This window comes from Flavobacterium sp. W21_SRS_FM6, assembly GCF_052119645.1.
Taxonomy (GTDB): domain Bacteria; phylum Pseudomonadota; class Gammaproteobacteria; order Enterobacterales; family Alteromonadaceae; genus Paraglaciecola.
Map to the genome: position 1 here is coordinate 271,649 of NZ_JBGQOM010000001.1, position 11,853 is coordinate 283,501.

The 11,853-nt window shown below is 42.5% G+C and carries 13 protein-coding genes and 1 pseudogene; 8 read left to right on the top strand and 6 right to left on the bottom strand.

The window, feature by feature from the left end; genetic code table 11:
- The first annotated feature begins 49 nt into the window (after positions 1-49).
- Both ACEN2L_RS01170 and ACEN2L_RS01175 read left to right on the top strand, forming a co-directional pair.
- A complete protein-coding gene (locus ACEN2L_RS01170; protein ID WP_441741405.1) occupies positions 50-1,939 on the top strand; it encodes a diguanylate cyclase in 1,890 nt (629 codons plus the stop codon).
- 235 nt (positions 1,940-2,174) lie between these two features.
- Positions 2,175-2,549, top strand: coding sequence for a hypothetical protein (locus ACEN2L_RS01175; protein ID WP_306023060.1), 375 nt, complete (start codon positions 2,175-2,177; stop codon positions 2,547-2,549).
- A gap of 87 nt (positions 2,550-2,636) precedes the next feature.
- Here ACEN2L_RS01175 and ACEN2L_RS01180 read toward each other — a convergent pair whose 3' ends face one another.
- Positions 2,637-3,074 carry a MarR family winged helix-turn-helix transcriptional regulator gene (locus ACEN2L_RS01180; RefSeq protein WP_441741406.1) on the bottom strand — a complete coding sequence of 146 codons (438 nt, stop codon included), beginning with the start codon at positions 3,072-3,074 and terminating at the stop codon, positions 2,637-2,639.
- A 140-nt stretch (positions 3,075-3,214) separates the two neighbouring features.
- Between ACEN2L_RS01180 and ACEN2L_RS01185 the strand changes: the two genes are divergently transcribed.
- The 5 genes from ACEN2L_RS01185 to ACEN2L_RS01205 all read left to right on the top strand — a co-directional run bounded on the left by ACEN2L_RS01185 (position 3,215) and on the right by ACEN2L_RS01205 (position 6,373).
- A complete protein-coding gene (locus ACEN2L_RS01185; protein WP_441741407.1) occupies positions 3,215-3,643 on the top strand; it encodes an organic hydroperoxide resistance protein in 429 nt (142 codons plus the stop codon).
- A 371-nt stretch (positions 3,644-4,014) separates the two neighbouring features.
- Entirely contained in the window at positions 4,015-4,221 is a 207-nt protein-coding gene (locus ACEN2L_RS01190) for a ParD-like family protein (RefSeq protein WP_306022450.1), read from the top strand.
- A 1-nt stretch (position 4,222) separates the two neighbouring features.
- Positions 4,223-4,999, top strand: a complete 777-nt coding sequence (map, locus tag ACEN2L_RS01195; RefSeq protein WP_441741408.1) for a type I methionyl aminopeptidase — start codon at positions 4,223-4,225, stop codon at positions 4,997-4,999.
- 343 nt (positions 5,000-5,342) lie between these two features.
- Positions 5,343-5,657: a DUF1840 domain-containing protein gene (locus tag ACEN2L_RS01200; protein ID WP_441741409.1), complete on the top strand. Its 315-nt coding sequence runs from the start codon at positions 5,343-5,345 to the stop codon at positions 5,655-5,657.
- A gap of 380 nt (positions 5,658-6,037) precedes the next feature.
- Positions 6,038-6,373 (top strand): hypothetical protein, encoded by a 336-nt coding sequence (locus ACEN2L_RS01205; protein WP_441741410.1) that lies wholly within the window; start codon positions 6,038-6,040, stop codon positions 6,371-6,373.
- Between the two features lie 51 nt (positions 6,374-6,424).
- Here the strand turns inward: ACEN2L_RS01205 and ACEN2L_RS01210 are convergent.
- Positions 6,425-6,779 (bottom strand): annotated as a pseudogene (locus ACEN2L_RS01210) (IS66 family transposase); the annotation flags it as partial.
- 248 nt (positions 6,780-7,027) lie between these two features.
- Positions 7,028-7,735: a DUF1499 domain-containing protein gene (locus ACEN2L_RS01215; RefSeq protein WP_441741411.1), complete on the bottom strand. Its 708-nt coding sequence runs from the start codon at positions 7,733-7,735 to the stop codon at positions 7,028-7,030.
- Between the two features lie 122 nt (positions 7,736-7,857).
- Between ACEN2L_RS01215 and ACEN2L_RS01220 the strand changes: the two genes are divergently transcribed.
- Complete coding sequence (locus ACEN2L_RS01220; RefSeq protein ID WP_441741412.1) at positions 7,858-8,658, top strand: sterol desaturase family protein; 801 nt, start codon at positions 7,858-7,860, stop codon at positions 8,656-8,658.
- Here the strand turns inward: ACEN2L_RS01220 and ACEN2L_RS01225 are convergent.
- The 3 genes from ACEN2L_RS01225 to ACEN2L_RS01235 form a co-directional block, all read right to left on the bottom strand.
- Positions 8,655-9,275, bottom strand: coding sequence for a CDP-alcohol phosphatidyltransferase family protein (locus tag ACEN2L_RS01225; RefSeq protein ID WP_441741413.1), 621 nt, complete (start codon positions 9,273-9,275; stop codon positions 8,655-8,657). The genes ACEN2L_RS01220 and ACEN2L_RS01225 overlap by 4 nt on opposite strands.
- Positions 9,276-9,507: 232 nt before the next feature.
- Complete coding sequence (locus ACEN2L_RS01230) at positions 9,508-10,512, bottom strand: sugar phosphate isomerase/epimerase family protein (RefSeq protein WP_441741414.1); 1,005 nt, start codon at positions 10,510-10,512, stop codon at positions 9,508-9,510.
- A gap of 107 nt (positions 10,513-10,619) precedes the next feature.
- On the bottom strand, positions 10,620-11,774 hold the full coding sequence (locus tag ACEN2L_RS01235) for an endo-1,4-beta-xylanase (protein WP_441741415.1): 1,155 nt from the start codon (positions 11,772-11,774) through the stop codon (positions 10,620-10,622).
- Positions 11,775-11,853: the final 79 nt, after the last annotated feature.

Sequence of the window (11,853 nt, forward strand, 5' to 3'; positions counted from 1 at the left end):
CATTAGCGCCCTTGCAAGCGCGCTAACTACTTAAAGTAACGTCTATTCCATGTCTCATTATTTGTTGTTAAAACAGCACGTTGTCACTTTTTATATTGTGCTGTTATGCACACATTTTTTTATCGGCTCTGTGGCCAATGCAAATGAAAACGACCGCGCTGATAGCATTATTTCCTTGTTTAAAACCAATAAACCTGCTTCAGCACAGCAGACAAATAGTTTATTACACGAGTTAGAAAACCTACTTACCAGTGATGATTTAGCCCGTCAAAAAGAATTAATACGCCTAAGATGCTGGAACCAAAAAACCGACACTAACGAACAAATCAGCGCAGCGATTGCTTATGCCGACAAACAACTTGTTAGATTTAGTGCAGAAGCACCCTCCCCTACCACCATTGATCTCACAATATGTAAAACGGCCTATCAACGTTATCTTGGCCAAGTGGCAACGACCCTTCAAGATCTTACACAGGCAATTAATCAAGCTTACGATATTGAAGCGCCACTTCTGATTGCTCATGGGCGCAGTCAACGGGGCGCTTTACATTCGTATCAAGGTAACTACTCCGCGTCACTAGAAGACTTACTCGCAGCGCAAGAATACTATGAGTCACAAAACCTCAGCTATTGGGCCAACATTAATTTGGGTGAATTAGCTGCAAGTTATCGGCGCTTTGGTGATGCAAAAACCGCCTTAAAATACCAATTACAATTAGCCGATATCTACGCAAAACAAGGTAATCAGGCTGAAGCCAATTACGTTAATATTCAAATAGCCTCCAGCTTGGAGCAATTGGGCCAATTAGAAGAAGCCAATCAGCGTTATCAAAGCAGCCAGCAGTTTTTTAGTGGTAGCCAGCCCGTCATGGCGGCCGATATGAGCATGAATATCGCTAATAACCTGATTACCTTAGGGCAATACCAGCAAGCATTAAGTCTGTTACAACAAGCGGCAACTGTAATTACTCCCGACTACAACGCGCCTTACAGTTTTTTGCAGTTATATTTGGCCAATGCTCAGCTTAAGTTAAACCATTACCCCGCCAGTTTGGAGGCCCTGCAGAAGGCTGAAAACGCGTTTCAAATTGATAAAAATCAACGGGGTTTGATTCAGGTACAAGAGTTAAGAAGCGATGTATATGCTGCGAGTGAAAACTGGCAAGACGCCTATTTTGCCCTGCATGATCATCTTGAGCTACATTTAGCACAAGACAAAACAGTATTAACCAAACTTAACGCTGAACTGCAAACGCGCTTTGATACCGATAGAATCAAACATGAAAATAGCTTGTTATTACAACGCGCCAAAGATAAAGAAACCCAGTTAATTTTGTCGCAGCGTAACCAAACCATGCAAATTATTATCATTGCACTGGTGGGGGTTATTCTTATATTGGTATCCATATTTGCTTATAAACAGCGCCACGGTAAACACCAATTCAAAAAACTTGCCTTTACCGACGAGCTAACCCAAATAGCCAATCGCCGAGAAGCCTACATGCAGGCTGAGCAATGGTTTGCCCTTAGTCAAAAGCACCATAAAGCCTTTTCGCTGATCTCGTTTGATGCTGACCATTTCAAAGGGGTTAACGATAAATTTGGCCATGATATTGGCGACAAGGTCCTCATTCATCTTGCGAGTATTGCCTCTGACCTGATCCGCAAAGACGACTTAGTGGGTCGGGTTGGCGGAGAAGAATTTATTATTGTTTTACCCAACAGCGATATTCACGTGGCGCAGGATATTGCTAATCGACTCCTGCGTCGTATCGAGCAATATGATTGGTCATTAATTTCAAGCGGATTAACACTAACCGCCAGTGCAGGTGTGGTGAGTTATCAAAATGAACACAGCTTGTCAGAGCTATTGTTAAAAGCCGACAAAGCCTTGTACGCAGCGAAAAGCGCAGGACGGAATAAAGTAGAAGTTGCTTAAGTTGTATAGTGGGTAGCAAGCCCAAAGGGTAATCTCAGAAAATCCGCAATAGTAAGCGCTTGAGCCTTTTTATTAACTGGCATCGACATGTTAACTGAACAAAGCGCGTTTATTCCAATTAGTCTTCTATACTTTTTTATCAAGAGTCCGCAGTTTGACAAGCAAAGCGTTTGCAAACTTTGGTAAGCATTCTCTGAAAACCCAGGTTTTACGCTTATTTAAAGGAAGGAATCTAATGAAAGTAAAGAAAGAAAACATACCCGTTGTAATGGAGGCGCCAGGCATGATCATGCGCTCATTGTCAGGATTAGGAGAAATGACGGTTGTATTTCATGAACTCCCAAAAGGCACCGATTTTACCCCCTTGTTAGTAGGGCTGAATAACGACAGTTGCCATTGCCCGCATTGGGGTTACATTTTTGAAGGTACCTTTCGCTTTATCTATGATGATGGAAAAGAAGAGACTTTTACAGAGGGCGACGTATTTTATGCTCATCCTGGTCATACCGCTATTGTGGATGAAGACCTTAAGTTTATTGATTTTAGCCCGAGTAAGGAATTAGCCGAAGTGATGGAAAATGTTGGTAAAGTCATGGCTTCAATGGGTTAAATCACACCCTTGCTATGTTCCCTCTCTCTATTTACTGTGAGAGGGACACCTAAACCAGCGTCATCACCCTCTCCTACTTTAGCCACGCTAATTCTCGTTTAAATCGCCCACAACTAAATCTAATAACTGCATTAACTGCCCAAGCTGGGCAGCATCAACTTGGCTAAATTTGCACATTATTTGTTTAGGGACTTCAGCAGCGTCCACCTTCAACCCTTGCCCCTGAAGAGTTAGTTTTACCAGACGTTTACGTTTATCGTCTTGATCTTTGACGATAGTAAGCAAAGCCTTATCTTCCATTTTTTTCAGTATCTGCGTCATCGCCCCGCCATCAATGGACGTCGTTTGAATCAATTGTGCAATAGTGATCTGGTCTTGCTGCCAGAGGGCCATCATGACCACGTATTGGGGGTAAGTTAGGTTTATTGCAGCTAGTGGTTCTCGGTAGGCACGAGCAATACTGTTCGACGCCATGTACAAGCGATGACATAACTGGTTTTTTAACTGTAATTGTTCAAATGCCACAGTAGAGCTCCAACAGGCTGGGTTGAAAAACAACGCTTTAACAATAATGCGCACATTTTAATTTGCATGCAAAGTATTTACAAACAGAATCGTCTTGTCTATTATTTTGCATGCAAAATAAATAACTATTGGAGTTTGCAATGAACAAATTACAAAACGTAGCTTATACCGCAAAAGCGACTGCAACCGGCGGACGCGAAGGTATGGCTAAATCGGATGATGGTCGCTTAGATGTTAAACTGTCTACACCAAAAGGGTTAGGCGGCGACGATGGTCAAGGCACTAATCCCGAGCAATTATTTGCCGCAGGTTATGCAGCCTGTTTTATTGGCGCACTTAAATTTGTGGCGGCCCAACAAAAACTCAATTTACCCAGCAATACCCATATTAATTCTGAAGTATCTATCGGCGGCATCGAGAACGGTTTTGGTATTGCAGTAAAACTGGCCGTGTCTTTAGGTGATATGGACAAAAATCAAGCACAAGCCTTAGTGGATAAGGCACACCAAGTATGCCCATATTCAAACGCAACCCGCGGTAATATCGAAGTAGAGCTATCGCTTATTTAACCTCTTTTTAAGGACTATTTACCTAGCGGATCTTCTACTCACTGAGTGTGAAGATCCGTGTCACTGACAAACCCTGCAATCGGTGATGCCCCCTCAAAGCCTTCATTAACGTTAATGGCATACTTAGCGCCTTAAAGGTTCTAGCCGGTTGTAGACACTCAAATTGCTAATATTAGTAATATACTAGTGCGGTAAAAGCCTTTAAAAAGAAAGGAGGCTATACGGTAAATCACTGGCTTGTCTCACTTTATGGTTTTTAATACGCCAGGTAGAAACAGCGCTGCATTCCCTTATATAGCCGTATTAAATGATTGTAAAACAAAAGCAAATGATATACGGTTAATATATAAATCATATCTAGGTTATATACTATGGGAATCATCAAAATATCCGACGAAATTCACGACGAATTACGCAAAAACTGTCATGTTATGTCGCGGTCAATTAATGCTCAGGCTGAGTTTTGGATAAAAATGGGCCGTTTAGCTGAGCTCAATCCTACCCTAACTTTTTCAGAACTTATTGTGAACGAACTAGCAAATGCCAACGTTGATAAAGTACTAAAAGTCGTGAAATAGCATGCAGGTAAATATCAAAACACCAAAAGAAATTGCGCTAATGCGTGAGTCAGGACGATTGTTAGCAGAAGTGTTTCACATGTTAGACGACTTTGTGAAAGAAGGTATTTCGACCTTAGAAATCAACAACCAAGTCGACAGTTTTATTCGCAATAAATTACATGCAAGACCAGCAAGTGTAGGGCAATATGGTTATCAATATGCGCTTAATTCATCTGTCAACGAAGTTGTATGTCATGGCGTTCCACGGAACACCGCCATATTAAAATCACGAGATATCATCAATTTGGACATCACGCTTGAGAAGAATGGATTTATCGCAGACTCAAGTAAAATGTATCTAATGAGCGATGTTAATCCGCTGGCAAAACGTCTGGTAAAAACGACTTACGAAGCCATGTGGGCGGGTATCAAAAAAGTAAGACCTGGCGCAACATTGGGTGATATTGGCGCAGCAATACAGAAAATAGCAGAGAACAACGGCTACTCAGTCGTCAAAGAATTTTGTGGACATGGAATAGGTCGAGAAATGCATGAAGAGCCACAGATACTGCATTTTGGTAAGCCTGGCACTGGGCTTTGTTTGCAAGAAGGAATGACATTTACCATTGAGCCAATGATCAACCAAGGTAAGGCAAAAACAAAAACAAAAAAGGATAATTGGACGGTAATCACTGCTGATAAAAAACTCTCTTCGCAGTGGGAACATACAATTTTGGTAACACAAACAGGCTTTGAAGTTTTAACGCTAAGACAAGAAGAAACGAATCGAGTCTAGTTAATATGTGCTTCAAAAGTGCCTGCCTACTAACCTAGCTATCTTTCAGTTTGTGAGTAGTCACTAAGACTTCGTGCAAACGCTTTTAGAGCAAACCATTAAAATATCGAAAATATCGACTGCCTGCTGGTTTGCTAGAATTAGCCGATTGAAATAGTGTAATGTGCAAACATTGCCTTGTTAAATGAACCCCTTCAGCAAAGGCAGATTTTCTCTTTTCATTGTATAAAACGTTCTCTTTTCCGCAGTCAGTAAAAATCAGCTAGGTAGCTGCAGTAAAAGGTTTTGATTAAGCGTACACTCGACTTACATTTATTGAGTAAGCCTTAGGAGTTAAATCATCATGTTAGTCATTTTTTCGAGTCAGGTTAGTGCCAACATCACTATGTTTGGCGATATAGCCGTACAATTGCTAAAAATGATGGGACATAGCGGTACCGTTCCTAGTGCCATACTAGCAAAAGATCTCCCAGCAGCGCTGGCAAATCTAGAAGCAGAACTAGGGGCAACAGAGCAACAATCTGAATCAGAAAAACCTGAAGACGAAAACGACGAGACGTCTTTTGTCAGCCTTTCACACCGTGCTTTACCTTTAATCGATTTATTAAAGGCTGCAATCAAAGAAGACTGCAACGTACAGTGGACAAGCAACAATTAGCCCCGCAGCACATCGTTAAAGTACAAAGATTGAACAAATAGGGTCACAAACAAGGGCTAAGAGTTGAGTCACTTTGAGTGCACTCTAGCGCAACTAGATTAAGCGGCTTTTGGTCGAGTTTGTGCCAAAAGCGGCTGTTCATGTTCTATCCGGTGTACGATCCCAATTAGTTGAAAGCAGACCCAGCGATTTATTGTGAATTACCAATAAACTGAAATTACATTGTTAGGTTAGGCCGTTTACGAAGAATCTCACAAGAGCTTATTGCAAAACCAAATTAATTACTCATCAGTAAATAAATTATTTACCGAAAAAATTTGATAAAGTAAAACATTCTTTGCTGGTTATATCAGACATTGTAAAATGTTAAGGAAAATAGAGTGACAAAATTTTTAGAGGGATTTGATTTGCGCCAGATCATTCTAGGTACCATCGTGTTTTATATCGTTGCATTGGCTATAAATTTTGGTACGTCCCAAATATCACACTTTAGCGTTCTTACTAACAAAATTGAAAGTCACTTCGATATTACAAGAGGTACAACCATGCAAAGTATTGCAGCTAAAGTTGACTCATTAATTAACGAACCCTCATTCAAAGACATTGATATCCAATTAGCTTGTAGCAAACAACTATGCACTGTTTCGTTTTCAAATGGGAACAATCGCTTAATGGCGCGCTGGGCAAAGAAAAAGTTTGACGCACTTTTTTGGTAAGCGTACGCCCGTTACATATTGCTGAGTCTTATTTTTAAGTGGATACTAGTTTTAGAGAGCGTCAGTTTCTGAGGTGATATTTAGGTCAATATTCCATGGCAACAATTCATCAATCTTATTGATGGGATGCTGTCCAAGACGCTTTAATACCGCCGAGAGATACTTCCTGGGGTTAACCCCATTTAGATTGGGGTGCTAATAATTGAATACAGCAAAGCCACACGCTGCCCGCCAGATGGTGAGCCAGCAAACAGACAGTTCTTACGTCCAAGCGCAATCGGCCTAAGTGAACGCTCCGCCGAGTTGTTGTCGATGGCCGCGTGACCATCATGCACGTATTGAGTCCTTCCCACTGCTTCAGTGTGTAGTTGACGGCTTGGGATATCGCCGAGCCTTTCGACAAGGTATGGTGAACGGCGTCGACTGTCTCCTGATCGCTCAGAGCCGCCCTTAACAGTTTAATCGACTGACTAGTTTAAGCTTCGTTCGCTAAATACCTGACATGGTTATAGAGCCTGCACACTTTGCTCTGTTAAATCAGTTGATTTCACTCCACTATAGATTGCGAAAAAATTGCGCACTGCCGTATAAAATTTGGCTTATAAAAAACGCCCAATGCTGGCATTGGGCGTTGTTAGCAAAACGGAGAGAGACTTACAACTTAGCGTTGATAGCATCTAATAAGGTATGAATACGCTCAGCATTTTTGCCTAAATCACTTTTGCCCACTCGAGATTTACTTCGCACATCGAGAAAACGCTCCTCACCGGTGTTACTAATTCGAATCACCACGTCATCTTTAAAGCCAAACCACGTTGTTTCGTCAGTCGCTTCAATTAAACCTGCGGCTTTATTTGCGTTGACTAGCGTCCAACCTAAGTCGTTTACCGCTGCTTGCGCTACTTCAAAAAGTTGCTCACTGCTTTGCTGATAAATCTCTGTTATCAGCTCTGGGTAGGCTTCGCGTTGTTGTTTGGCCGTTTCTTCACCGGCATATTCAGCCGGGTTAGGTGCGTCAGCCCGCAACGCGGCAATCGCCACAAAGTTTGGGGGATTAACCAAATCTGTAGAAATATCATGAATGGGTGGCACTGATTTGGCTTTGCCCATCATGCTGACTGGTAACGCTATAGCAACGATGGCAAATACAGCAGAAATACCGGTCACAGGCCAGTTGATGTTTTTACGCATAAAAATTATTTGTACAAGTAACAGCACTAAAGCTGCGATACCAACGTACACAGCATAACGCAGCGCAGCAAACGCAGGCGCCAGTTCTAAGATTTGGTGTTTGTAAAGTGGGCCGGGTAAAGCAACGAGCAAAATAGCCAGTAAGCTAAGTAGGGCAACCAAGATTTTCATTAGGTGTTCTCCGTTATTATTGTAATAAATCAATTTTCATGACTGATGATATAGGAACAAGCTGATACTATCAGTAACAGTTTTTGGACTTAAATTTTTAATAAATATTCATTCGGATAAATATGCAAAATGAAGCGGTGCTGCGTATGGGCAGTTTTATCGCCATATTGATGGTTATGATGGTTTGGGAGGCTTGTTTGCCTAACCGAGTATCACCTGTAGCAAAAACAAAACGCTGGCTAAGTAATTTCTTTTTAGTGTTTTGCGGCGCTTTGGTTGCTCGCCTTATTGTGCCTGCCGGCTTGGCCGTAGTGGCGCTCTACGCTGATCGGCATCAAATAGGCTTGTTGAATCTAATGACCTTGCCGCAGTGGTCAATTGTTCTCATTGCAATGGTCTTACTCGATTGTTTGATTTACTGGCAACACCGCGTTTTTCATCGTGTTCCCATATTGTGGCGATTACATCGCGTGCACCACGCCGATCCGCATTTAGATGCCTCAAGTGGCCTGCGCTTCCACCCGCTTGAAATAGCCTTAAGCTTACTCATTAAAGCCTTGGCTATTGTGGTACTTGGTGTGCCCGCTGAGGCGATTTTACTGTTTGAAATACTGCTAAACGCGAGCTCGATTTTCAATCACAGCAATGTAAAACTCCCTGATTGGCTAGAATGGCCGTTGCGTAAGCTCATTGTTACTCAAGCCATGCATCGCATCCATCATAGTCAGGTAGTCACTGAAACCGACAGTAACTTTGGCTTTAGTTTGTCAGTATGGGACAAACTGTTTGGCACTTACACTCACCAAGCCGCTGCGGGCGATGATGGTCTGATATTAGGTTTGAAAGAATACAACAGTGAAAAAACCAATACTGGCATTCTCACCGTTTTGCTCATGCCTTTTCGTCACACACCAAAAAATTAGTTGGCTTTAACCGCCCGTAAGGTGTGATACCCCACCCAGATTCGAATCCCCGCGGTAAGCCAGCAAATCAGCGCAAACACCGAGGCAATCATTACAAAGTGGTTAGGTAATAAGCAAAATAAACACAGTACTACAATGGTTTCAAAACCTTCAGCTAGGCCCCCCATGTAATGCAAACTTTTTTGCGGGTACTTGGGGCTGTCGATGCCGTGTTTGTTGGCCATAATGGCAAAGGCTAAAAAGCTACCGCCGGTGCCCATAAAAGACAACATTAGAAAGCTGCCAGCCACAGCGTTTTTGGCTGGCGTCAGGCAAATAAAAGCAAATACGATGGCCGAATAAAAAATAAAATCGAGGGTGATATCTAAAAAGCCACCCGCATCTGAGGCTGAGGTTTCTCTGGCTATAGCGCCATCTAGACCATCGGCTGCACGATTAAGTAAGATTAAACACAAGGCCACGCTGAAGCACTCAAAAATAATAGCCGGTACCGCCAACATACCCAGAACAAACCCCACCACCGTCACATTATCAGCACTAATACCGCGCTTAACTAATTGTTTAGCGAGTGTGCGGAGCGGCTTTTTTAAAAGCCGATTTAATAGCGGATCAATCATGGTTTACCCTGTGTAGTAGGTGATACAGATTTCATTATGATGCATTAGCGTTTGAAAGGCATGGCATATAAATACTCCCACGCCAACTGCACACTATACAGTGGCGGATAAGAATAATCCTCCACCTCAGCTACCCTATATTTTGGGGCAGCGAATTCGACATGATTAAATAATTCCATCCAATCAATTTTTCCACTTGCGCCTAGCTCTTTATAATCCTTGATATGCCAACTTAAAAAACGTTGTGGGTATTTTGCAAAAAATAATCATAGATGCGTGTGTTTTCAACCTTTGCAAACTCATCGGCATGGTTGTGGAAGGCGAAAGTAATGCCTTTTTCGCGGCATAATTTCCCTATGGCGTTGTAATACTCGCTATAGCGCTGCAACTCTGCTGTGGTTTTTACCGAATTGAGCTGATTATTAGACGTTGTTAGATATTCTACCCCCGCTGTTACATGATCATCGATGGTGGTAGACCACCATTGTAAAGTGCTTTCCCACTCACCGTCGGCAGGAAGATCATGAAAGGTCATGGAGCCTAAAAATTGCATGCCGCTAGCTTCTACCGCCTGACGGAATGCCGTTGGTGACATGCCGTAAAAAGTGCCCTTATCATAAACAAAGGTTTCCACGTAGCTATACCCCATTCGGCTTAATTCACGCAGAGTGCCTATTGGATCGTTTAACATTTCTTGATGGACAGAAACCAATTGAATCCCTATGTTTTTATCCTTTGGGTTAGACTTGATGTAGCGGGTTTTCCACAGGCTGTTACCTTGTTCATCACAGCCTTCAAGTAATATAGTGCTTGGACTTTGAAAGTCGAATGCTACGGCCAAATAAAAATTCCCCAGCATATCCACGTCTTGCATCTTCCATTTACTTGCCGATGAAAACCGGCCCTCGCCTTTGAAAATAACACCTTGTTGATTTTGACCTAAGGCAATAATTTGCTCACTTTTCGTGTCATAACCAATCAATTCGGTAAGCAAGGTTTTGTACTCGCCATTGTGATATTGCAGCACTTCCACTTGCAAAGAGCGATGCTCCATTACTGAAATATTATTCATCTTAATCGCTGGAAATGCGCCAACACTATCGGTACCTGCATGTTCGCTACTGACCCAATATCCCGCGTATTGATGCAAACGATCAATTTGCGATTCGATAGTCTCCTGTGCTTGAAGGTAAGGACTGCAAAGAAAAATGAATGCCATCAACGGTAAAATACGCATATCTGTGACCTGTTATTTTATATTCGGCTTAAGGTATTGGTGCTAAACACTAAAAAGGCCTAAGTTTATGGCTTAGGCTTGGCAAAATAGAGCGATTAAGGACAGTTTTATTTGACTAATTCAACTACTGCATCGTGGGCTTTTTTCGCTGAGCCGTCACGATTAAACAACAGCGGATAATTGGTTCTACCTGCTACCGGCCAGCCGTTTAACCATGAGTCACCATCGGTGACTCCCCAAAACGTGACACGGTCGATACTGTGATGATGTTTAATAAATTGTTTGAAAATCTCTTGGTAACGTTGACTTAGCTTTTCATCCGCTTCTGCAGGAAAGTTACCATCAGGATAAGGGTTGTTTTCTGGCGTGGCCTGTCGTTTTTCAATATCAACGTTGGCACCTGTTAGGCCGTCACGGCCAAGAAAGTCTACATCTAGCTCGGTTATGTGCATGGGTAAACCCGTAGCAGCGTAAAGGGTCAGCGTTTCATCAATTTTTTCAGCTGAAGGCTCTTCCATGCCCCAGTGACCTTGCAGACCAATGCCATCGATGCGCACACCACGTTGTTTAAAGTCATTCACCATGGCGATTACAGTAGTTCTGCGACCCGTTCTATCCATGCCGTAATCGTTATACAGCAAGGTGGCATCCTTTGGCATTTCTTGATCAGCAATAATGAAGGCTTGCTCGATGAAATCGTCTCCAATAATTTGGTTGTATAATGATTTTCTTAAGCTGCCGTCGTCTTCAATTGCTTCGTTGACAACATCCCAAATCTTTACCCTGTCGCCATAGCGAGAGGCAAACATTTTGGCGCGCTCGCGCATACGTTCAAGCAAGGCCTCGCGCGTTAACAATTGTCCTTCATCGTCCTTAAAAACCCAGTCAGGAGTTTGGCTATGCCAAAACAAAACGTGGCCCACTGTGGTGATCCCTTTATCACCACCTAGCTTGGCAAATTTATCTGCAATTTCAAATTCGTATTGGCCGGGTAGAGGATTGATTCTTTCCCACTTCATGTCGTTATCAAGGGTAATGGCGCTGAAGTTTTTCTCAACTAAGGCTAAGGAAGTGGTATCAGATGCAGAAAACATTGATGCGCCGAGGGTAGCGCCCACTAAAAACTTATCTGCATACGCTTCTTTTAGGGTAGTGACTGTTGATTTTGGCTTTACTTGCGGACTTGTTTCTTGCGAGCAACTGCTAGTGCCTATTGCCAGCGCAGCCAGCAAAGCCACAAGAGATACTTGATATTTATGCATACATCTTCCCATTCTTTTTTGAAATTATAATGAGAAGGATTGTAAGCATTGCTGATTTCAATTCAATTTGATCTCTGGT